The sequence below is a fragment of the Desulfoluna sp. CYM3A genome (assembly GCF_056829965.1).
In genome coordinates, this window is the sequence record NZ_CP186556.1 from 2,962,559 (window position 1) to 2,984,280 (window position 21,722).

At 60.0% G+C, this 21,722-nt stretch carries 17 protein-coding genes and 1 pseudogene; 16 read left to right on the top strand and 2 right to left on the bottom strand.

Annotation, left to right across the window (positions count from 1 at the left end; translation table 11 throughout):
• Positions 1 to 18: 18 nt before the first annotated feature.
• Together ACOYW1_RS15085 and ACOYW1_RS15090 are read left to right on the top strand one after the other, a co-directional pair.
• Positions 19 to 1,035, top strand: coding sequence for a P-loop domain-containing protein (locus ACOYW1_RS15085; RefSeq protein ID WP_482423734.1), 1,017 nt, complete (start codon positions 19 to 21; stop codon positions 1,033 to 1,035).
• Positions 1,036 to 1,428: 393 nt separating this feature from the next.
• The gene (locus ACOYW1_RS15090) at positions 1,429 to 1,875 is read left to right on the top strand and encodes a methyltransferase family protein (RefSeq protein ID WP_482423441.1); all 447 of its coding nucleotides are present in this window, start codon (positions 1,429 to 1,431) and stop codon (positions 1,873 to 1,875) included.
• Between the two features lie 480 nt (positions 1,876 to 2,355).
• Here ACOYW1_RS15090 and ACOYW1_RS15095 read toward each other — a convergent pair whose 3' ends face one another.
• Both ACOYW1_RS15095 and ACOYW1_RS15100 read right to left on the bottom strand, forming a co-directional pair.
• Positions 2,356 to 2,496: a hypothetical protein gene (locus ACOYW1_RS15095; RefSeq protein ID WP_482423442.1), complete on the bottom strand. Its 141-nt coding sequence runs from the start codon at positions 2,494 to 2,496 to the stop codon at positions 2,356 to 2,358.
• Positions 2,497 to 2,508: 12 nt separating this feature from the next.
• Positions 2,509 to 3,699 carry a CCA tRNA nucleotidyltransferase gene (locus tag ACOYW1_RS15100; protein WP_482423443.1) on the bottom strand — a complete coding sequence of 397 codons (1,191 nt, stop codon included), beginning with the start codon at positions 3,697 to 3,699 and terminating at the stop codon, positions 2,509 to 2,511.
• 48 nt (positions 3,700 to 3,747) lie between these two features.
• On the opposite strand from ACOYW1_RS15100, the gene ACOYW1_RS15105 reads away from it, so the two are divergent.
• From ACOYW1_RS15105 to ACOYW1_RS15170, 14 genes and pseudogenes are all read left to right on the top strand, one after another.
• Positions 3,748 to 3,963, top strand: coding sequence for a hypothetical protein (locus tag ACOYW1_RS15105; RefSeq protein WP_482423444.1), 216 nt, complete (start codon positions 3,748 to 3,750; stop codon positions 3,961 to 3,963).
• Between the two features lie 209 nt (positions 3,964 to 4,172).
• Positions 4,173 to 5,021 carry a P-loop NTPase gene (locus ACOYW1_RS15110; protein WP_482423445.1) on the top strand — a complete coding sequence of 283 codons (849 nt, stop codon included), beginning with the start codon at positions 4,173 to 4,175 and terminating at the stop codon, positions 5,019 to 5,021.
• A gap of 77 nt (positions 5,022 to 5,098) precedes the next feature.
• Positions 5,099 to 5,545, top strand: coding sequence for an HD domain-containing protein (locus ACOYW1_RS15115; protein WP_482423446.1), 447 nt, complete (start codon positions 5,099 to 5,101; stop codon positions 5,543 to 5,545).
• A gap of 136 nt (positions 5,546 to 5,681) precedes the next feature.
• The gene (locus tag ACOYW1_RS15120; RefSeq protein WP_482423735.1) at positions 5,682 to 6,260 is read left to right on the top strand and encodes a hypothetical protein; all 579 of its coding nucleotides are present in this window, start codon (positions 5,682 to 5,684) and stop codon (positions 6,258 to 6,260) included.
• A 7-nt stretch (positions 6,261 to 6,267) separates the two neighbouring features.
• Positions 6,268 to 7,008, top strand: coding sequence for a UPF0280 family protein (locus tag ACOYW1_RS15125; RefSeq protein ID WP_482423447.1), 741 nt, complete (start codon positions 6,268 to 6,270; stop codon positions 7,006 to 7,008).
• A gap of 327 nt (positions 7,009 to 7,335) precedes the next feature.
• Positions 7,336 to 7,635: a hypothetical protein gene (locus tag ACOYW1_RS15130; RefSeq protein ID WP_482423448.1), complete on the top strand. Its 300-nt coding sequence runs from the start codon at positions 7,336 to 7,338 to the stop codon at positions 7,633 to 7,635.
• Positions 7,636 to 7,820: 185 nt separating this feature from the next.
• Positions 7,821 to 10,172 carry a DNA mismatch repair protein MutS gene (gene mutS / locus ACOYW1_RS15135; protein WP_482423449.1) on the top strand — a complete coding sequence of 784 codons (2,352 nt, stop codon included), beginning with the start codon at positions 7,821 to 7,823 and terminating at the stop codon, positions 10,170 to 10,172.
• 337 nt (positions 10,173 to 10,509) lie between these two features.
• A complete protein-coding gene (locus ACOYW1_RS15140) occupies positions 10,510 to 12,210 on the top strand; it encodes an N-acetylmuramoyl-L-alanine amidase (RefSeq protein ID WP_482423450.1) in 1,701 nt (566 codons plus the stop codon).
• 223 nt (positions 12,211 to 12,433) lie between these two features.
• The gene (locus ACOYW1_RS15145; RefSeq protein WP_482423451.1) at positions 12,434 to 15,778 is read left to right on the top strand and encodes a hybrid sensor histidine kinase/response regulator; all 3,345 of its coding nucleotides are present in this window, start codon (positions 12,434 to 12,436) and stop codon (positions 15,776 to 15,778) included.
• A gap of 34 nt (positions 15,779 to 15,812) precedes the next feature.
• Positions 15,813 to 16,853 carry a response regulator gene (locus tag ACOYW1_RS15150; protein WP_482423452.1) on the top strand — a complete coding sequence of 347 codons (1,041 nt, stop codon included), beginning with the start codon at positions 15,813 to 15,815 and terminating at the stop codon, positions 16,851 to 16,853.
• Positions 16,854 to 16,907: 54 nt separating this feature from the next.
• Positions 16,908 to 17,771 carry a nickel pincer cofactor biosynthesis protein LarB gene (larB, locus tag ACOYW1_RS15155; RefSeq protein ID WP_482423453.1) on the top strand — a complete coding sequence of 288 codons (864 nt, stop codon included), beginning with the start codon at positions 16,908 to 16,910 and terminating at the stop codon, positions 17,769 to 17,771.
• Positions 17,772 to 18,207: 436 nt separating this feature from the next.
• A complete protein-coding gene (gene ilvD, locus ACOYW1_RS15160; RefSeq protein ID WP_482423454.1) occupies positions 18,208 to 19,875 on the top strand; it encodes a dihydroxy-acid dehydratase in 1,668 nt (555 codons plus the stop codon).
• 152 nt (positions 19,876 to 20,027) lie between these two features.
• Positions 20,028 to 20,294 (top strand): annotated as a pseudogene (locus tag ACOYW1_RS15165) (thiamine pyrophosphate-binding protein); the annotation flags it as partial.
• Between the two features lie 235 nt (positions 20,295 to 20,529).
• Entirely contained in the window at positions 20,530 to 21,684 is a 1,155-nt protein-coding gene (locus ACOYW1_RS15170; RefSeq protein WP_482423455.1) for a thiamine pyrophosphate-dependent enzyme, read from the top strand.
• The last annotated feature ends 38 nt before the right edge of the window (positions 21,685 to 21,722 follow it).

A 21,722-nucleotide genomic window follows, 5' to 3' on the forward strand; every position in this document is an offset into this window, starting at 1 on the left:
CCTCCCTGCGCGTGCGAAGTGGGACTGCCCACGGTAACGGGCATGGGCATCCCCGAAGGGGTCGCCCCTCATCGTCGGCGGCGGGTTCCCACACAAGTGTCCACCCTGTTAAATGCCCTGGAGCTGGGGGTCTACGACCGCATCCGCAGGGAGCTGGTGATCACCCGGCCCCGACCTCAAGATCCGGGCCGCCCGACAGGCCGAAGCATCACAGGCACCGATATTTCGCCTTTTATCAACAACCTCCCCTTCGGACGCAGCACCGTGGCCTTTCACACCCAGAACGCCAGCGGAAGCACCTCCCAGGCCGCGGTGTCCGAAGGGATCGAGGCAGGGGCCCGGCTTCTCCTTTTGGATGAAGACACCTCGGCCACCAACTTCATGATCCGTGATGAAAAAATGCAGCGCCTGGTGGCCTCGGAAAACGAACCCATCACCCCCTTCATTGACCGGGTCACAGAACTTCGCACTCGCCAGGGCGTCTCCACCATCCTTGTCATGGGCGGCTCCGGCGACTACTTTGCCACGGCAGACCATGTCATCCAGATGACGGACTACGCCCCGGAAGATGTCACCGACAAAGCCCATACCATCGCCAAAGAGAATGCCGACGGCCGCGTGAAGGAAACCTCCGGCCCCCTGCGCCCCGTGACCCACCGCACCCCGCACCCCAAAAGCATCCCTTTGGAACAGCGTCGGGGACGGGTCAAGATCACCACCTACGGACGCCACGAAATGGTCCTGGGCACCACCCGCATCACCTTTGACGACGTGGAACAGATCGTGGAGGCCTCCCAGACCCGGGCCCTGGCCCAGGCCGTGGCCATGGCTGCCCCCCTCATGGACGGCTCCCGTACCCTGGCAGACATTCTGGACCAGGTCATGGACACAGTTGAAGCAAAGGGCCTCGAATCCCTCTCCGACATCCTGAGGGGCGACCTGGCCGCCTTTCGAAAACTCGAACTGGCCGCCGTCATCAACCGCGCCCGGACATTCAACGTCACGGGAAAAGGCAGGCCTCCGGCGGCAAGGTGAGCCACCTCGAAAGCTGATTGCCCTTGCGCTTGCCCTTCGTTCCTCAGGTCAAAGCGCAAGGGCCTTCGACTCGGGCTTCGCCCGATACCAAAGCTGGTGGTTTGTACAAGCTGTTTCACATATCCTTTAAGGGTCAGGGTACGCTATCGTAACTTGTCCGTTGTTCGGGTTTAACCGCACTGCCTCCAGCAGCCAAGAGCCTCTATCTTCGTGTGGCTTAGCCACCCCTTGGAACCCAGATTCGCAAATGCTACGGGGCTTCGCCCTTCACATTCTCCGGCGCTCGCCCGTGGGTGGCACGCCTTCAAACCGTGCCATTCACTACTCACTATTCACCACTCACTACTCACTATGTGCAAACACTCCGCCCACAAAAGAAAGGAACCACCTAAAATGCAACTGCGAATCTGGCCTCCGGTCTGGCTCACCCTCATGGCCGGCCTGGCTTTTCTTACGGATCGGCTGCTCCCGGTCTTCAGGCTTCCGGAAAGCCCTTTTTACCTTACCGGTCCCATCTTCTGGGTGCCTGCCCTCTGGATCTTCTGGCATGCCGTCCAAAAGTTCCGGCGGGCACATACCCCCACCCACCCCTTTACCCGCCCCAGGGCGTTTGTCGTCCGGGGCCCTTACCGCCAGAGCAGGAACCCCATGTACGTGGTGGCTCTCATGACCATGACCGGCTGGTGCGCGGTCCTGGGAAACCTCGCCACCCTGCCCTTTATCTGGGCCCTTAAAGTGGTCCTGTACCGATTTGTCATTTCCGGGGAAGAAAAACTGATGGAAGAGTTGTTCGGGGAGAGTTACCGGGACTATTGCCAAAAGGTTCCACGGTGGGTTTAAGAAATGCGGCAAGGTGTGCCACCTTGAAAGCAGGTTTCGGATGCGTCTTGGTCATCGTTTGGGCCATGACGATTTTATTGCTGAAACTGTCCCAAAAACCCGGCAGCCCGTAGGGTGCACTCTGTGCACCGTGTCCAAGTTACCCAAGGTTTTGATTTTACCAAGACGGACGAGGCATGAAGGCCTGTTTATTAAACCCAACTTTATGATTTCAGGCAATACCTTAACCGCCGGAGTTATTCTGGTTAAAATCAGGCGAATCCCAAAGTTCTTCATCGTATTTTTAGAAGAATGAAATCGGCCTTTCCTGCAAAGACGGTTGCCAGATGTCACACATCATGCGAATGCCCCGAGAACGATGGCATAATGGATTCCTCCATGCATTCGCCATAGGGTTTCCAAGTGCCCCCACCTGGCCCCCGGAGGCTTGCTTTCTCCACTCACGTTGACCATAAGAAGGCTGCTTTTAGCCATCCAAGGCTATGCCTGCTTCCCGGCCAACAATGCTGCTTCTTTAAGCAGGGTCTCTTTGGTGTTGAGCTCCGGGGATTCGATCACCTTGTCAAGGAGGGCCTTGAGGACCCTGCCCACGCAGGGGCCCTGGGGAATGCCCCGCCCCATGGGTGGTCGGGGTCAGCCGACGGCCAGGTGAGCCAGGGAAAAGGCGCTCTGTTTCTTGGGGGAGATCTCGGCGTACACGGCGCCCACCATCAACCGCATTTCAGCAAGGGAGTATCCGCCCCGCTTCTTTTTGTTGGCCTTGCCGTCGGCGAAGACCCCGCGCATCCAGTCCTGCCAGTGCAGGCTGCTCTCGTCCAGGTCCCGCAGGATCCGACGCACGGCCTTGGGGGTGGAATCGGCATCGATGCGCCGCATATGATGGCGCACGATCTTGGAGACATAGGCCCGTTGCTGGTTGCTGAACCCCAGGCGCTCCAGGTATGCGTCCACCAGGGGCTCACCCGCCTTTTCGTGGCCATGGAACCGGATGCCGTTCTTGCCCGTGTCCGCGCACTGTGGCTTGGCCACGTCGTGCAGGGCCATGGCAAGCCGCAGCAAGGGGAATTTTGGCGAGATGGCGTCGGTGGCCATCATCATGTGCTCCCACACGGTCTCGTCGTGATGAATGCCCCCGTCGTGGCCCACGCTCTTTTCCATCTCGGGGAAGAGATACGGAAGAAGCCCGCCTTGCCTCAGGGTCTCGAAAAACAGGGACGGCGTCTCTCCTGCCATGGCCTTGAGGATCTCATGGTGGATCCGCTCGGAAGCCACGTCGGCCATAAGGCCTGCTTCGGAGGCCATGGCATCAAGGCTCTCTTCTGCCATCGTCCCGGAAAGCTCCGCCACAAACCGCGCCGCCCTCAACAGGCGCAAGGGATCCTCCCGGATTCGTTCCACAGGGTTACCTGTAAAGCGGACGATGCGCTTCGACAGGTCCCCGACGCCCCCCCAGGGGTCGATGACCCGATGGGTATCCGGGCACCAGGCCATGGCATTGAAGGTGAGGTCCCGCCGAAAAAGGTCCTCTTCAAGGCTCTCCCCGCGGAACGTGGCCACCTCCACCCCGTTCACAAGGACCAGGGGAAAACTGCGGCCCACCTTTTCCACTCGCGCACCGTTAAAAAGCGCCGTCACCTCCAGGGCGGAGGCGTTGGTGGCAATATCGAGTTCACGTACGGGACGCCCCAGGAGGCAATCCCGCACAGCCCCGCCTGCCACAAGGGCCTGGAAGCCCTTATCCCTGAGACGGCCCAGCACCGTCAACGCCATGGAGTGCGCCGCAAAGGCACCCGGTTCGATGGTCTTTTTATCCATAGTCAGCATCTGCACCTAAAAAAAGAAACGAAGAGTCGGCATACAACCGGAACATATATGCGGCTTGCCAAAGGCGAGCCGGAAATGGCGATAAAAAAAAGCACCGTGAACATGACGGTCCGGCACCCTTCCTTTGTCTTTGATTTACAGGGGATCGCTCACAAATACAAGGAACACGATCAACACAGACTAAAGAAAACAAAACAAGTTAGCCACCCCAAAACAGATCAGGTAAAAAAATATCTCGCCCATTACACCTTGAAGAAATCCTGATTTGCATTATATTGAGTCTTCCCCTGATGGACGGCAGGGGAGGCGACCCTGTTTTTACAGTCCCCACGAAACGGCGTGTGCATTCCATGTGTCGCTCGTGGAGAGTGTGAAAGCCCGGACGATCAGTCCGGTGACCTCATGACCCGCGGGCCGAACACCAGCACCACATGCAAGCCCGCAGACTGAACTCACAAGGAGTGTTGAGCACCATGATTCACGACAGTGTGGATGCGGCTAAAAAAGCCAAAGGCGGAAAAACCGATGCCGCCCAGGAACAGGAAAGAATGATCAAGGGTACCCTCTCCAAGATCAAGAACAAACTCTTTGTCATGAGCGGCAAAGGTGGTGTGGGCAAAAGCTCCATCTCCGCCAACCTCGCCGTGGGCCTTGCCGACAAGGGCTTCAAGGTAGGCCTCATGGATGTGGACCTCCACGGCCCCAGTATTGCCCAGATCATGGGCTTAAGCGAGCTCCTCGACATCAACGAAGAGCGAAAACTCATCCCCGCCCAGAAGGGTGAGAACCTCAAGGTCATCACCATGCAGTGCCTGATGCGCGAAGCCGACCAGGCCGTTATCTGGAGGGGACCGGCCAAAGCGGGCATGATCCAGCAGTTTGTCAGCCAGGTGGAGTGGGGTGACCTTGACTTCCTCGTCATCGATGCCCCTCCGGGAACCGGCGACGAGCCCCTCACCGTGGTTCAGACCATCCCCGAGTCCAAGGCCATCGTGGTCACCACGCCCCAGGAAGTGGCCCTTGCCGATGTGCGCAAGTCCATCAACTTCTGCCAGACCGTGAAGCTTGACGTGGTGGGCCTTGTGGAGAACATGGGCCCCTTCTCCTGCCCCGGCTGCAACACCAAGATCTCCCTGTTCAAGAGCGGCGGCGGCCAGACCACGGCCACCCAGATGGGCATTCCCTTCCTGGGCACCCTCCCCTTTGACCCGGAGGTGGTGGAAGCCTCGGATGCAGGCACCCCCATTTTCACCAAGAACAAGTCCAACGAATTCTCCAAAGCCCTTGACGGCGTGATCGCAAAAATCGTCAAGCAGCTGTAAAATCGACGCGTACCGGCCCGGCTTGTTTCCGGGCCGGTACGCCCGCTTGTCAGCCCACACACCAACGGTTGCAACCCATGGACCCATCCGGCACCACAATCCGACGCCGTTTAGAACGCGTGGAAGAGACCCTGTCTCCCCTTGCCGCCAGGTCCACCAACGCCCTTCGCCGCCAGCCCGATTCCGCCGAAGCATCCGGCTACCGCCCCGCCTACGCCGTGGATGTGGACCGGATCATCAACTCCCAGGCCTACACCCGATACATCGACAAAACCCAGGTTTTCTCCCTGATCCAGAACGATCACCTCACCCACCGGGTGCTCCACGTGCAGCTGGCCTCCCGCATTGCGCGCACCGTGGGACGGGCCATGGGGCTCAACGAAGACCTCATTGAAGCCATCGCCCTGGGCCACGACATCGGCCACGCCCCCTTCGGCCATCAGGGGAGAGGACAGCTCGGAGCTTTCCAGGCAGGCGGGCCTGGGCCCCTTCCGCCACAACATCCAGAGCGTCCGATGCCTTGACACCTTGGAGAAAGAGGGGAAAGGCTGGAACCTCACCCTCCAGACCCTGGACGGGATCTTCTGCCACAACGGCGAAAGCCATGACCTTCCCCTTTCCCCGGACCGGCACAAGACCTTTGCCCAGCTGGACGACGAAATGCACCGACTGGGCCAGGGCGAGCGGTTTGCTCCGGCGCCATTGACCCTTGAAGGGTGCGTGGTCAAATTTGCGGACACCATCAGCTACATCGGCCGGGACATCGAAGACGCCATCCGCCTGGGCATCATCAAGCGCAGCGACCTGCCGAAGCCCTGCACCCGGATCCTGGGAGAGACCAACGGCACCATCGTCTACAGCCTGGTCACCGACGTCATCACCCACAGCACCGAAGGGGAGATCCGTTACTCCGACGAGGCAGCAGAGGCCATAAAGGCCCTAAAGACATTCAACCTCAAGCGCATCTACCGAAGCCCGGCCATCAAGGAGCACCTGGGAAACCTCTCCCAGCTCTTTTCTCTGGTCTTTGACACCTGCCTGGACGACCTGCGCAGCAAGCGCAAAGGCTCCCTCATCATGGAGGGCTTTGTCCGCACCATGCCCACAGCCTACCTGGAAACCACCCCGGCCGAAATGGTGGTCCGGGACTTTATCTCGGGCATGACCGACACCTACTTCCTGCGCCTCTGCCCGGAGGAACTCCGCCCGAAGGTCATTCATCTCACCCCGTCACCATAGAGATCCCATGAGCAACGAAAACCCCCTTTATCAAAACCGAACCTATCGCAAGCTCTGCACTCGGGAGAGCCTCACCACCTTTCGGGCCACGGTCAAGGAGACCGACCTGGCCATTTCCGCCTGCCGTGACCTCACCGCCGAAGCTGTCCGGGCCATCCTGGATGCCCGCACCCCTTTGGAGACATGGATCGAAACCCACCCGGACTTTGCCACCTCCCTGGTCCCCGTACCGGTCACCGGCCCGGCCCCGGCCCTGGTCCGCACCATGGCCGATGCATGCCAAAAGGCAGGGGTCGGCCCCATGGCCGCCGTGGCGGGCGCCCTCTCCGAGGCTGTGGCAAGGGCCCTGCTCCCCCACTCGTCCGAGGTAATCGTTGAAAACGGCGGGGACACCTTCATTGCCGTCAAAGGAGACACCACCGTGGCCCTCCACGCAGGGGACTCGCCCTTCTCCATGAAGGTGGGCCTGGCCTTCAAGGATGTGCAAGCGCCCTTTGCCGTCTGCACCTCCTCCGGCACCGTGGGCCACTCCCTGAGCTTCGGGAAAAGCGACGCCGTATGCGTGGTCTCCCCATCCGGCGCCCTTGCCGATGCGGCGGCCACGTCCATCGGGAACAGGGTTACAGGTGAAAAAGACATCGACGGGGCCGTCGAATTTGGAAAAACCATCCCCGGAGTGGAAGGGCTTGTGGTTGTGGCAGGTTCCCGTATCGGGTTCTGGGGAGCCCTGGACCTCGTGCGGCTCTGAGCCATGGCTTGCGGCCCAAAAAGCCCGCCGCCCAAGCCCTTCAGGAGAAAAAAAGGTTGAACTTTTCAATCAAAAAGTTTATGTGAATCCAACAGTATCTTTCTCGAATTGCCTGCCGATTCGCCGAACCCGTCCGCCACATTGTGCCGGACCGCGCCCCAAACGCAGGCTCAAAAAACCTGCCGACGGAAAAAAACCGGGCACGACACCAGGAGAAAACCATGAAAAAACTTAAATTTGCTCTGATATTCTTGATACTTGTCGCACTGTTTGTCGTAGCCTATCAGAATCGGGTCTTTCTGCTTTTTGCCCACAGAGGCTCTTTCCGTGGACCTCAAACTGTGGGGCTACCAGTCACCGGCCATCGCCCACGGCCTCTACTTCCTCGGTTTTTTCCTTTTGGGCTTCCTTTTGGCCTACACCTCCGGTCTCATGGCCCGTTTTCGATCCAGCAAGATGGTCAAGGAACTCAACGCGGTCATCGATTCCCAGCAGGAGAAGATCTCCACCCTCCGCGGTGAGATGGATCTTCTGAAGCGTCGCCCCGTGGAAGCCCCCGAGCCCCAGGCAGAAGTAGTCGTTGAAGAGGCCCCCGAAGCTCTGGAATCCGAGTCCTCACAGAGCTGATTATTCGCCCAGATTTAACCTGAACCCCACGGGAAATCACCCGGCAGAAGAGGCATCGGCGTACCGTCGCCATAAAGCCTTCCGCCCCGGGGATGCCCTGTAGTAATCCGTCCCAAAGCCATGTACGCCGCGCCACTGAGCGCGGCGTTTGCTTTCGCGGGGAGCGGCACCCAAACAAGACAACCATGACGCAAAACAAACCCACACCCATGATGGCCCAGTATCTTGAGATCAAGTCCAACCACCCGGACGCGATCCTTTTTTACCGTATGGGTGACTTTTTTGAGATGTTCTTCGAAGACGCGGAAAAAGCGTCCAAAGTCCTTGAGATTGCCCTCACCTCCCGGGACAAAAAATCCGAGAACCCCATCCCCATGTGCGGGGTCCCGGCCAAGGCAGCGGACAGCTACATCGCCCGCCTTATCAACGCCGGGCTCAAGGTGGCTGTCTGTGAACAGGTGGAGGACCCCAAGGCGGCCAAGGGACTCGTCAAACGGGACGTCACCCGTATTGTCACCCCGGGCATGATCCTGGACTCGGCCCTTCTCGATGAGAAGAGCAACAACTTCATCCTCTCCATCCACCGGAACAACGGGGCTGCCGGGCTGGCCTGCCTGGACATCTCCACCGGCACCTTTCGCCTCTGCGAGACCTCGGACCTGTCCGCCCTTTTTGATGAATCGGTGAAGCTCTCCCCCTCGGAGGTCCTGCTTCCCGAATCCCTACGCATCGACCGGGACATGGATCCCCTGAAAGAGGCCCTGCAAACCAGCTCCTTCACCTACCTGGAAGACCGGGAGTTCGACCACAGGGGCGCCAAGAGCCGCCTGACGGATCAGTTCAACACCCGCTCCCTGGAAGGATTCGGGTGCGAAGGGCTCAAGGCCGGGGTGGGCGCAGCAGGTGCCATCCTCTCCTATGTCAGCGAGACCCAGCTCAGGAAAATCGAACACCTCGACCGCATTGAGACCTACGGCCTGGACGACTACCTTGTCATGGACGACTCCAGCCTCAGGAACCTGGAGCTCATCGCCAACTTACGGGACGGCTCCCGAAAAGGGACCCTTGTGGGCACCATCGACAAGACCGTCACCGCCATGGGGGGCCGCCTCCTCAAAAATTGGGTACGCTCGCCCCTGCTGGCACCCAAGGCCATCGAAGCGCGACTGGACGCCGTCTCCGAGGCCAAAGAGCACATGACGCGCCGCAGCCTGGCCCGGGAGGACTTAAGCGGGGTCTTTGACCTGGAGCGACTTGCCGGGCGTATCGCCATGAACCAGGGTAACGCCAGGGACCTCACCGCCCTGAAGAACTCCCTTGTGGCCCTGCCCCGCCTTCTGGAACAGCTCACGGACTTCGGCTCTGAGCTTTACCGCTTCGACGGCAACGCAGCTGGCCTTGCCGAGCTGGCCGAACTGCTCCAGCGAGCCGTCCGGGAAGACGCCCCCCTGACCCTTCAGGAGGGCGGCATCATCAAAGAAGGGTTCAACGAAGAGCTTGACGAGCTCATCCGCCTCACCACCGACGGCAAGAGCTGGATCGCCGAGCTGGAGGTGACGGAGCGCGAAAAGACCGGCCTCTCCTCCCTCAAGGTCAAATACAACAAAGTCTTCGGGTACTTCATCGAGGTCTCCAAGGCACAGTCCGCCCAGGTGCCCGACAGCTACATCCGAAAGCAGACCCTGGTCAACGCCGAACGCTACATCACCGAAGAGCTCAAGGAGTTCGAGACCAAGGTCCTCCACGCCGAAGAGCGGCGCAGCACCCTGGAGTACCAGATTTTCTGCTCCCTGCGGGATTCCGTGACCCAGAAAAACGCAGACCTTGCCTCGGCTGCTCGCTTCATCGCCCGGGTGGACGTGCTCCTGGCCCTGGCCGAGATTGCGGACCACAACGGCTACACACGGCCCGCCATCACCACCGACGGCATCATCGACATCCGGGACGGGCGCCACCCCGTGGTGGAAAAGATGATCACCGCCGAGCGATACGTCCCCAACTCCATCCGACTGGACAACACGGACAACCAGGTGATCCTCATCACCGGCCCCAACATGGCCGGTAAATCAACGGTCCTCCGGCAGGTGGCCCTCATCACCCTTATGGCTCAGCTGGGCTCCTTTGTCCCGGCGGCAAAAGCGGTTATCAGCGTCACCGACCGCATCTTCACCCGCGTGGGCGCCCTGGACAACCTCTCCCAGGGGCAGAGCACCTTTATGGTGGAGATGGAGGAGACGGCCAACATTCTCAACAACGCCACCTCCGACAGCCTCATCATCATGGATGAAATCGGCAGGGGCACCAGCACCTACGACGGCCTCAGCATTGCCTGGGCCGTGGCCGAGTACCTCCACGACCTCTCGGGAGCCGGTGTCAAAACCCTGTTTGCCACCCATTACCATGAGTTGACGGAACTCGAAGGGCTCAAGCCCCGGGTCAAAAACTTCAACATTGCGGTGAAAGAGTGGAACGAAAACATCATTTTTTTGCGAAAACTGGTTGAAGGCGTAGTATTCAGAGAGTTATGTATCGGGTGACGCCTTGCCGGTGTTCCCCAGACCGTCATCAAACGGGCCAAAAAAGTACTCTCCGTCATCGAAAGCGATGAAAACGGCGACCAGAAAAACCTCGGACGGCGCCTGGGAGAAGGCCTCCCTGAGAAAAAGGCAAAGCCGCCCAAAAAGAGCGGGAAAGCCAGAAAAAAAGAGAGCGGATTTGTCCAGCTGGCCCTTTTCCCGTCACGGGAAAATCCGGTCCTTGAGAAACTCCGGTCGGTGGACATCAACGCCACCACCCCCTTGCAGGCCCTGGCCCTGCTCAACGAACTGAAAACCCTGTCCGAAGAGGAATCAAAGAGCTGAAGTGGGAGATCGGGTGCAGCAGACCAGAGAGATCCACAAAAAAACAGATGCCCCCATACGGTCCCTGGGCACTCCTCGGGCCGTTGCCGTGGCCTGTCTCCTGCTCTTGTTTCTTTTGCCGATGCTGTTTGCCGCCCCCCTGGCCGGGGCGGCCCCACGGGACGAGGCAAAAAAAGCATACCACGCTGCAGAATCCTATCACCGCAAACTCCTGAAGACCCCCTCCTGGAAAAACAGGCGTGATAAATGGGAAACCTGCGCCAACAAATACCTCGACGCCTGGCGCAAGGACACCCGAGGGCCCTGGGCCCCGGCAGGCCTCTACCAGGCCGGCAAACTCTACATCGAACTGGAAAAATACTCCGGCAAGCGCTCCGACCTCGAACGCGCCCGGAGCCTCCTGACCCAGGCGAGGGCCTTCGGCTCCAGCCGCTACAGCCATGAGGCCACCAAGCTCCTGAGGCGCCTTCCCAAACCCGCGGCCAGACCGGCCAAACCCAAGGCCCCGCCCGTTTCCGTCAAGGCCTCCGAGACACGGAAAGCCAACAAACCCGTGGTTTCGCCTGCCCCTCAAAAAGCCACCGACGGCGCCGTCACCCACATCCGCTACGGCTCCCTTCCCTCACGCACCCGCATCGTGCTGGACACCAAGGGGTCCCTGGCCTTTACCCACGGCATGCTGCGTCACGACCCGAAAAACAAGCGCCCCAAGCGCATCTGGATCGATATCAAGGGGCACGCGGAGAAAAAGCTGGAAACGAGCATCACCCTTCCCAACGATCCCAGGGTCAAACAGGTCCGTTCCGGCCTTTTCAAACCCGGCACTGTCCGGGTGGTGGTGGACGCAGTCAATTTCAGCCACTACAAGGTGTTCTCCCTGAAAAAGCCGGACCGCATTGTGGTGGACATCTGGAGCAGCAAACCCTCAACCCCCGCCCCCTCGCCACGGGCACCGAGAAAAGATCCAGGGGATCTCATCACCCCCGACGACCTGGCGCGTCAGCTGGCCCTGGGCGTCCGGCGTATCGTCATCGACGCCGGTCACGGCGGCAAGGACCACGGAGCCCCGGGGTATTACAAGGGGGTTGCCGAAAAGGACATTGTCCTGTCCCTTGCCAAACGCCTGGCCGTGAAGCTCCGCAAGGAACTCAAATGCGAGGTGATTCTCACACGCAGCACCGACCGTTACCTGAGCCTGGACGAGCGCACCACCTTTGCCAACCGCAAGCGGGCCGACCTGTTCATCTCCATCCACGCCAACGCCTCCCGAAACAGAAAGGCCTACGGGGTGGAGACCTATTTCCTTAACCTGGCCAAGGACCGGGCCTCCATCAACGTTGCCGCCCGGGAAAACGCCACCAGTGAAAAAAACATCAGCGACCTGCACACCATCTTAAACAGCCTGATGAAAAACGCCAAGATCAACGAATCCAGCAGGCTCGCCCAGTACGTCCAGAGTTCCCTAGTTGCCAACCTCAAGGGAAGCTACGGAAACATCAAAAACAAAGGCGTCAAGCAGGCACCGTTTTATGTGCTCCTGGGTGCCCGCATGCCGGCCATCCTTGTGGAGACAGGCTTTATCAGCAACAAACGGGAGTGCAAGCGCCTTGGCAACTCCGCCTATCAGGAGAAAATCTGCGACGGCATCGTCAAGGGAGTCAAGCGCTACATCGAGTCCACCCACCCCTCGTCTTTAGCCCGCAAAGGGAAATAAATCAGGCAAGAGTTCCTGTCCGCAGAGAAGGAACAGTCCGCAAAAAACGGGCCATTGTAATTGGAGAAAAGGTACGGTAACGATAAACGCAGTGCTGTAAAAATAAACATTGCTCACGCCTGTTTTTCCTTATCCCCGGGGAAGCACCGACGCTTTCTGCCTCCCGGCTGCTTCGATGATGAAATCAAGGTGAATGGGCAGGCGTTCACCGGAGGGCTATCCGTTGCCAGACCCCACGCGACATGAGACACCGGAAGAGATGATTCTGCGCCTTGAGGCGGAGCTGAACCAGGCCCGTGCCTCCCTTGCCGTCAAAGACGCCATGGTCGAACACGCCAGCGACGGCGTGGTGGTCATTCAGGACGAGTGCTTTGTCTTTGCCAATGGCAAGGTGCAACAGCACCTGGGCCTTCCGGCCCGGGAGATCATCGGCCACCCCATCGCCGAATTCATCCACCACGACGACACCATAAGAGTCCTTGATAGCTACCGCCTCACCATTGGAGACGCCTCAGGGGAAGGGTTCTCCGAGTACACCTTCCGCACCGTCAAAGCCGACGACAGCTTCGGTGTGGTTCGCCTGCGCTCCTCCGGCATCCTGTGGAACGGGCGCCCCGCGACTCTGACCTTTCTCCGGGACATCACCCGGCAGATCACCAGCCAGGCCGAACTGGAAGAGTACCGGGACAAGCTGGAAGAGAAAGTAGAGAACCGAACCGCCGAGATGGTGGCGGCCAACCGGAAGCTCCGGGAAGAGATCGCCAAGCGCAAAACCTACGAAGAGGAGCTCATCAAGAGCCGAAGCTCCTACCAGACCATTCTGGACAGCATCCAGGAGGGGTTCTTCGAGGTGAACCTGGCCGGCAAGCTCATCTTCTTCAATAACTCCATGTGCGACATCTCCGGCTACACGCGCCAAGAGCTCATGGGCCTCCACTACAAGGCGTACACCAGCAAAAAAACCGCCGCCGAACTCTTCAACGTCTTCAGCACCATCTACACAACCGGCATCCCCGGAAAGATCAGCGACTATGAAATGGTAGGCAAAAACAAGTCCGCTGTCCTCTCCATCTCCGCCACCCTCATCCGGAACCAGCACGGGGAACCCACGGGCTTCCGGGGTGTGGCCCGGGACATCACCGACCGGAAGCGGGCTGAAGAGGCCCTTGCCCAGGCACGAAACGACCTGGAAAAACGGGTGGAGGAGCGGACCGCCGAGCTGATCCGGGCCAACGAACGACTCACACGGGCCAAGGAGGAGGCGGACAAGTCCACCCGGGCCAAGAGCGAGTTCCTGGCCAACATGAGCCACGAAATCCGAACCCCGCTGAACGCCATCGTTGGCATGTCCGATCTGCTCACAAAGCAGATCGACACGGAAAAACGCCTGGAGTATATAGGCATCATCCGCAGCTCCTCCCTCTCCCTTCTGGAGCTCATCAACGACATCCTCGATTTTTCCAAGATCGATGCGGGAAAGCTCACCTTTGAGAGCATCCCCTTTTCCCTGCACGAACTCATCGACGAGAGCACCGACATGTTCCTTGAAAAGAACATGGCAAAGCAGCTGGAGCTCATCATCGACATCGATCCCAGGATCCCCCGGCAGCTCATCGCCGACCCCTTGCGTCTGCGGCAGGTGCTCTCCAATCTCATCAGCAACGCCTTTAAATTCACCGAGGAAGGAGAGATCTGCATCCGCGTTTCCCTAAAAGAAATGGAGGGATCCGGGGCCACCCTCCTCTTTGAAATCCGGGACACCGGCATCGGCATTGACCCGGCCCTCCTTGAAAGCGGCACGGACGATATCTTCAACGCCTTTGCCCAGGCAGACGGCTCCACCACCCGTAAATACGGTGGCACGGGCCTGGGTCTTGCCATCTGCCGAAACATCGTCCGCATCATGGGAGGGGACATCTGGGTGAAAAGTGAGCGGGGCAAGGGCAGCCTCTTCTCCTTCACCGCCCGGTTCAAGGTGGTGCCCGAAAGCGTCACGGCCACCCCCACCCTGCCGCCCACCATGGGCGAGATGTGCGCCCTCATCGTGGACGACAACCCATCCACCCTTATGGTCATCAAGCGGTACATGGAGTCCTTCGGGTTTCGCACGGACCTGGCCGAGTCCGGGGAGCAGGCCCTTCGCCTCTGCCGGGGTGCCGACCAGGGCCGCTCCTACGACCTGGTGGTCCTGGACGTTCGGCTTCCGGGAATGGACGGCATCGAAGTGGCCCGGCAGATCAAAGAGACAAAACGATCGGATGCGCCCCCCATCATCATTATCAGCGCCCTGGGCAATGAGTTTGAGATCAAGCGGGCCAAGCAGCTCGGGGTGGAGAGCTTCCTGCTCAAGCCCATCAAGCAGTCCCTGCTCTTTGACTCCATCATGGAGATCTTCGGGTACGAGTCCACCCAGAAAAACGACACCACCCGGCACCCCTCCCCCAGCGACGAGTTTTCCGGTGTCTCCATTCTCCTGGTGGAGGACAACCCCATCAACCGCATGGTGGCCACCGAGATGCTCCAGGGCTCCGGGGCCCTCATCGACACGGCCGAGTGCGGTACCGAGGCCGTTGAAAAGATAAAGACACAAAATTACGACGTGGTGCTCATGGACATCCAGATGCCCCAGATGGACGGTTACCAGGCTACCCGGGTCATCCGCAACGAGCTGAAACGCATCGGTCTGCCCATCATCGCCATGACCGCCCACGCCATGTACGGGGACCGGGAAAAATGCCTGGCCGCAGGCATGAACGATTACATATCCAAGCCCATCGACCGAACCCGCCTCTTTTCGGTCATCCGGAAAAACATCCGCCTCACCGAAGCCCTGAAGCTGGGAGCCCGATACGCCCGCCGGTCCGACCAAGCCCCCTCCCGCCGGGAGTTCTCCTTTACCCTTCCCGGCCTCAACCTGGAGGAAGGGGTCCACCGGCTGGGGGGCTCCTGGGACACCTATGTCCGGATCCTTCAGGAATTCAAAGCCCAGTACACACCGTTTTTCACGGAGTTCAGAAAGCTCATGGCCGCAGGAGACCTCGAAGAGGCCGGCCGAAGCGTCCACGCCCTGAAGGGCGTGGCCGGAAACATCTCCGCAGGGGAGCTCATGCTGGCCGCAAAATCCCTTGAGACGGCCATCCAAAAAGAGGAAAAGGGCCATATCGCAGAGAGTTTCCACCTGGTGGAGGCCTCCCTTGCCGTGGTGCTGGACTCCGCCGGAAGAATCGGCAACACCACAGCCCCGGGCAACGCCACACCCGTCACGCGCCCCCGTCCGTCCTCGCCCACGGAAACAGCCCTGGCCCTGCTGCCCGAACTGGCCGGCCACCTGGCCCAATTCGATCCCGTGGCCTCAGAGGGGTGTTTCCGGAAGGTCCAGGAAAACCTGGCCCGTATCCCCCGGCCGGATTCCGACATGACGCAACTGATCACCGCCATGGAAAAAGCGATCCTGGCATACGATTTCGAGGGGGCCGCCTCCCTTACGGACACCCTCTCGCGCCATCTCAAACACACCGGCGGGCCAGCCCCGACAGGCACAAGCCCGTCGTCACGCCCCAACGAATAAAAGGCCTTCGATGCCAGGCACAAGGACCGACCCCATGACAGAACATGCCAACAGGAGAATCCTCCTCGTTGACGATACCAAGGCCAACATCGACATCCTCGTCCAGGCCCTCAGGGAGGACTACAAGCTCGGGGTGGCCTTAGGCGGCCAAAAGGCCATTGAGTACGCCCACGCCAATCATCTGGACCTCATCCTCCTGGATATCCTCATGCCGGGCATGGACGGATTTGAAGTCTGCAGTCGGCTCAAGGAGTCACCGGCCACACGGGATATCCCCATCATCTTCATCACGGCCATGGACGACCCCGCCCACAAGCGCAAGGGACTCTCCATCGGCGCCGTGGACTACATCACCAAACCCTTCGACATCTCCGAAGTCAGGGCCCGGGTGAAAACCCACCTCACCCTCAAGGTGACCCAGGAGAGCCTCAAAAACAAAAACCTCATCCTTGAAGAAAAGGTGAGACAGCGCACCCGGGAACTCAAGGAGACCCAGGTGGAGATCGTCAACCGCCTGAGCCTGGCCTCCAAGTTCCGGGACTGCGGCACCGGCCAGAACGTGCTGCGCATCAGCAAACTGGCCGAGATGCTCGGCAGCAAGGCAGGGCTTTCCGAAGAGGAGACCGAGCGCCTGGCCCTCTCCAGCACCCTGCACGACGCCGGAAAGATCGGCATCCCGGACGAAATTCTCATGAAAAAAGGGAAACTCACCGACGCCGAATGGGAGCAGATGAAAGGGCACACCACCATCGGCGCCCGCCTCCTGGCCGGAAGCAACTCTCCGCTCATGCAGGACGCCCGCACCATCGCCCTCACCCACCATGAGCGGTGGGACGGCACCGGCTACAACCAGGGACTCAAAGGCGAAGAGATCCCCCTCATCGGTCGCATCGTGGCCATCTGCGATGTCTTTGACGCCCTCATCTCCGAGCGCCCCCACAAGGCCCCCTGGCCCGTGGACAAAGCCTTCCGGGAAATTCAGGATTGCAGCGGTTCCCATTTCGATCCCCGCCTGGTGGAGCTCTTCATGGAGATGCGCGAGGCCGTCGTTGACCTCATCGCAAAAAACGATTAGAACAGGTCCGACAGGTACCCCAAGAACTCACCCCCCAACCCGTGACGGACCCCCATGGACAAACAACGCCTCACACAGATTCTCGAAACCCTCAAAAACGGAGACCTCTCCGTGGACGAGGCCGCGGGTAAGCTCACCCACGTGGTCAACGAAGACCTGGACTTTGCCAACATCGACCATCACAGGAGCCTGCGCAAAGGCTTTCCCGAGGTGATCTTCGGAGAAGGCAAGACAAGCGAGCAGATCATCGGCATCATGGAAAGGATGATGCACCAGGAAAACGTCATCCTCACCACCCGCGTGGACGGAGAAAAGGCCCGGCGCATCATTGAAGCCATTCCCACCTGCCGGTACGAGGCGGACGCACGCATGGTCATCTGTGCCACAAACGAACCGGAACCCACCGGCCACGGCACCGTGCTGGTGCTCTCGGCCGGGACCTCGGACATCCCCGTGGCCCGGGAAGCCCTGCTCACCGCGCGATACATGGGAAACCGCGTGCAGTCGGTCTTTGACGTGGGGGTTGCCGGTATTCACCGCCTCATGCGCCACCGGGAAGCCATGGAAAAGGCGACAGTGATCATCGTGGTGGCCGGCATGGAGGGCGCCCTGCCCAGCGTGGTGGCCGGCATGGTGAAGGCCCCTGTCATCGCCGTACAGGCCGAGCGTAGGCTACGGGGTCAGCTTCGGCGGCATGACCGCCCTGTTCGGCATGCTGAGCAGCTGCAGTTCCAATGTGGCCGCCGTGAACATCGACAACGGCTTCGGCGCCGGATACATGGCCTCGGCCATCAACCACATTCCCTTGCCCGCATCGTAAGCCATCCTGCCGGGGAACCGGGCCGCATTCCGGACCTTCGGCCCTTCGCCATCGGCGAAAAAGCCTGTAAAAACGCCCGTGGTCAACCATGGGCGTGATTTTATCCCCGCCCTGCCCCACCCGAAGAGAAATATTCAAAACACCCCTATCATATCAAAACGTTATACGTGCACGCAAAATTGATTCTACCGAAAGAAACACGATTTTTCTAAAGCAAACCGGCCGCGCGCTTAACATATATAAAAGATTCCCCCCGACTTTTTTCCACATCCGATACGAACTCCTTGACAAAGGGGGATGAAGAGGATATCAAGTGACGATCAAATGAATCTATTTAGGAAACCCGGACTCATGTACGACGCCAAAGCGATTACCAACCTTATTATTGTGATTCTCATTCTTGTAGTGGGCATTGTGCCCGTGATTGGGATTCGTCTACATAAAGGCGACTGTAATGGCTTAACATAAATATCACACAAAAAAAAAGCCGTTATCAGCCCTCGCTGGTAACGGCTTTTTTTTATGGAGCACGTCATGAAAAGCAACAATGTCAAGAAGGGCGTAGAGAGAGCCCCGCACCGATCCCTCTTCAAGGCCATGGGCTACACCGACACCGAAATTGAGCGCCCCATCATCGGCATCGCCAACTCGGCCAACACCATCATTCCGGGTCACACCCACCTGAACCGCATCACCGAAGCGGTCAAGGCAGGGATCTACATGGCAGGCGGCATGCCTGTTGAGTTCGGGACCATCGGCGTCTGCGACGGCATCGCCATGAACCATACCGGCATGAGCTACTCCCTGGGCAGCCGGGAGCTCATCGCCGACTCCGTGGAGGTTGTGGCAACGGCCCACGCCCTGGACGGCCTGGTCCTGATCCCCAACTGCGACAAGATCGTCCCGGGCATGCTCATGGCCGCCGCGCGCCTCGATATCCCCTCCATCTTTATCAGCGGAGGCCCCATGCTGGCCGGTCGCCACCCCGAGCGCCCCAATGAAAAGGTGGACCTCATCAGCGTCTTTGAATCCGTGGGCGCGGTTCTCTCCGGGAAGATGACCGAGGAAGAGCTCACCGCCATGGAAGACTCGGCCTGCCCCACCTGCGGCTCCTGCTCCGGCATGTTCACGGCCAACTCCATGAACTGCCTCACCGAAGCCATCGGCCTGGGCCTGCCCGGCAACGGCACCATCCCCGCGGTCATGGCCGCCCGGGAACGCCTGGCCAAACTGGCGGGCATGAAGATCCTGGAACTCGTGGAGAAGAACATCACCCCCAGCCAGATCCTCACCGAGGAGGCCTTTGCCAACGCCCTGGCCGTGGACATGGTCCTGGGCTGTTCCACCAACACCGTGCTCCATTTAAAAGCCATTGCCCATGAAGCGGGCGTTGAGGTGCCCCTGTCCCTCATCAACGAGGTCAGCAAGGTCACCCCGCACCTCTGCTCCCTGTCCCCCGGCGGCAAGGACCACATCGAAGATTTGAACCGCGCAGGAGGCATCCAGGCCATCTTGAAAATCCTGGCCGACCAGGGACGCCTCAACACCGAGTGCATCACCGTCACCGGGTCCACCGTGGGTGACAACATCAAAAACGCAGGCGTCCTGGACGCCGGCGTCATCCGCCCCTGGGACAACCCCTATCACGAGGAAGGGGGCCTTGCCGTCCTCTTCGGCAACATCGCCCCGGAGGGCTGCGTGGTCAAGCAGTCCGCCGTCCTCCCCGAGATGATGCAGCACAAGGGTCCGGCCCGTGTCTTTGAATCCGAAGAAGAGGCTTCTGCGGCCATCATGGCCGGCAAGATCAACAAAGGCGACGTGGTGGTCATCCGTAACGAAGGACCCAAAGGCGGCCCGGGCATGCGCGAAATGCTCACCCCCACCTCCGCCATCGCGGGCATGGGGCTGGACGGCTCCGTGGCCCTTATCACCGACGGCCGCTTCTCCGGCGGCACCCGCGGCGCGGCCATCGGCCACGTCTCACCCGAGGCGGCCTCGGGCGGTCCCATCGGCCTCATCCGCGAAGGGGACCTCATTGCCATCAATATCGCCACCAAGAGCATCGAGCTGATGATCCCCGAGATGGCCATTGAAAAGCGTAAAGCCGAGTGGGAGGCCCCTGCCCCCCGCATCACCAAGGGCTACATGGCCCGTTACGCCCGCATGGTCTCTTCGGCCAGCCAAGGGGCCGTGGTGAAATAGCATGGACTTACCGGCCGCTTCGGCGGCCGTTTACTCCGTTTTAAATGAATTTTGACGATGACTACGGCGACGGGACGCGGCCTTTCCCCGTCGCCAAACAAGCAAAGGATCAAGGAATGTCTGCAATGGAACTCACAGGAACTGAAATCCTGATGAAAGTGTTGAAGGAAGAGGGGGTTGACACCATCTTCGGATACCCGGGTGGTGCGGTCATCGATATCTACGACGAACTTGCCAGGACGGATATCAGACATATCCTTGCACGCCACGAACAGGGCGCTGTGCACGCAGCCGACGGATTTGCCAGGGCCACGGGCCGCACAGGCGTCTGCCTGGCCACCTCCGGCCCCGGTGCCACCAACACCGTCACCGGCATCGCCACGGCTTACATGGACTCCATCCCCATGGTGATCATCACCGGCCAGGTCCCCACCCAGCTCATCGGCAACGACGCCTTCCAGGAAGTGGACATCGTGGGGATCACCCGTCCCTGCACCAAGCACAACTACCTGGTCAAGGACATCGACAGCCTGGAGCGCATCTTGAGGGAAGCCTTCTTCCTGGCCCGGTCCGGTCGCCCCGGCCCGGTCCTGGTGGACATCCCCAAAAACGTGCAGTCCCTGAAGGCCAAAGTCAACGGTCCCCAGGATCTCCATGCGGACCTACAAGCCCACGTACAAGCCCAACGTCAAGCAGCTCTCCCGCGTGGCAGGGCTCATCAAGAACGCCAAGCGTCCCTTGATCTTTTCCGGCGGCGGCGTGGTGCTCTCAGGGGCTTCCGAGGCCCTGACCCAGTTGGCAAAAAACACCAACATCTCCGTTACCAGCACCCTCATGGGCTTGGGCGCCTTTCCCGGTACCGATCCGCTGTGGCTGGGCATGCCGGGGATGCACGGCACCTTCCGTGCCAACATGGCCATCAGCCAGTGCGACCTGATGCTGGCCGTGGGGGTCCGCTTTGACGACCGCGTCACGGGTCGAACCGATGATTTCGCCCCCAACGCCACCATCATCCAGATCGACATCGACCCCACGAGCATCCACAAGAACATCGAGGTGGACGTGCCCATCGTGGGGGACTGCAAAATCGCCCTGGAGAAGCTCAACGAACTCCTGGAAAAAGAGGCGGTCTCCGAAAACGCCCCGGACCGAACCGAATGGGAGAGCCAGATCGAGGCCTGGAAAAACACCACGCCCCTGGCCTACGACCAGCAGGAGACCATCAAGCCCCAATACGTCATCGACACCTTCTTCAAGATGACCAAGGGCGAGGCCATCGTCACCACCGAGGTGGGCCAGAACCAGATGTGGGCTGCCCAGTACTACCACTTCAACCGTCCACACCAGTTCATCACCTCCGGGGGCCTGGGCACCATGGGCTTCGGCCTGCCTGCGGCCATCGGCGCCCAGATGGCCTGCCCGGACAAACTCGTGGTGGACGTCGCCGGTGACGGCAGCATCCAGATGAACATGCAGGAGATGGCAACGGCCGTGGAGCACAAGCTGCCCATCAAGGTCATCATCCTCAACAACCGATACCTGGGCATGGTGCGCCAGTGGCAGGACCTCTTCTACGACAAGTGCTACTCCGCCACCACCCTGGACCACAACCCCGACTTCGTGAAGCTTGCCGAGGCTTACGGCGCCAAAGGACTCCGGGCCACCAAGCCCGAAGAGGTGGAAGCCGTCCTCAAAGAGGGCCTCGAAACCGAAGGGGCCGTGATCATGGAGTTCATGGTGGACCGGGAAGAAAACGTCTACCCCATGGTCCCGGCGGGCAAGGCCATCACCGACATGCTCCTTGTCTGATCCGTGGACCGGCCCTGCGTTGCTGCAGGGCCGCCGTT

Bases quoted from the DNA above. Each gene is read 5' to 3' on its own strand.
- ACOYW1_RS15090 (WP_482423441.1), top strand. From the start codon at position 1,429: ATGCAACTGCGAATCTGGCCTCCGGTCTGGCTCACCCTCATGGCCGGC.
- ACOYW1_RS15095 (WP_482423442.1), bottom strand. From the start codon at position 2,496: ATGGGGCGGGGCATTCCCCAGGGCCCCTGCGTGGGCAGGGTCCTCAAG.
- ACOYW1_RS15100 (WP_482423443.1), bottom strand. From the start codon at position 3,699: ATGCTGACTATGGATAAAAAGACCATCGAACCGGGTGCCTTTGCGGCG.
- ACOYW1_RS15105 (WP_482423444.1), top strand. From the start codon at position 3,748: ATGCGGCTTGCCAAAGGCGAGCCGGAAATGGCGATAAAAAAAAGCACC.
- ACOYW1_RS15110 (WP_482423445.1), top strand. From the start codon at position 4,173: ATGATTCACGACAGTGTGGATGCGGCTAAAAAAGCCAAAGGCGGAAAA.
- ACOYW1_RS15115 (WP_482423446.1), top strand. From the start codon at position 5,099: ATGGACCCATCCGGCACCACAATCCGACGCCGTTTAGAACGCGTGGAA.
- ACOYW1_RS15120 (WP_482423735.1), top strand. From the start codon at position 5,682: ATGCACCGACTGGGCCAGGGCGAGCGGTTTGCTCCGGCGCCATTGACC.
- ACOYW1_RS15125 (WP_482423447.1), top strand. From the start codon at position 6,268: ATGAGCAACGAAAACCCCCTTTATCAAAACCGAACCTATCGCAAGCTC.
- mutS (WP_482423449.1), top strand. From the start codon at position 7,821: ATGACGCAAAACAAACCCACACCCATGATGGCCCAGTATCTTGAGATC.
- ACOYW1_RS15150 (WP_482423452.1), top strand. From the start codon at position 15,813: ATGACAGAACATGCCAACAGGAGAATCCTCCTCGTTGACGATACCAAG.
- larB (WP_482423453.1), top strand. From the start codon at position 16,908: ATGGACAAACAACGCCTCACACAGATTCTCGAAACCCTCAAAAACGGA.
- ilvD (WP_482423454.1), top strand. From the start codon at position 18,208: ATGAAAAGCAACAATGTCAAGAAGGGCGTAGAGAGAGCCCCGCACCGA.
- ACOYW1_RS15170 (WP_482423455.1), top strand. From the start codon at position 20,530: ATGCGGACCTACAAGCCCACGTACAAGCCCAACGTCAAGCAGCTCTCC.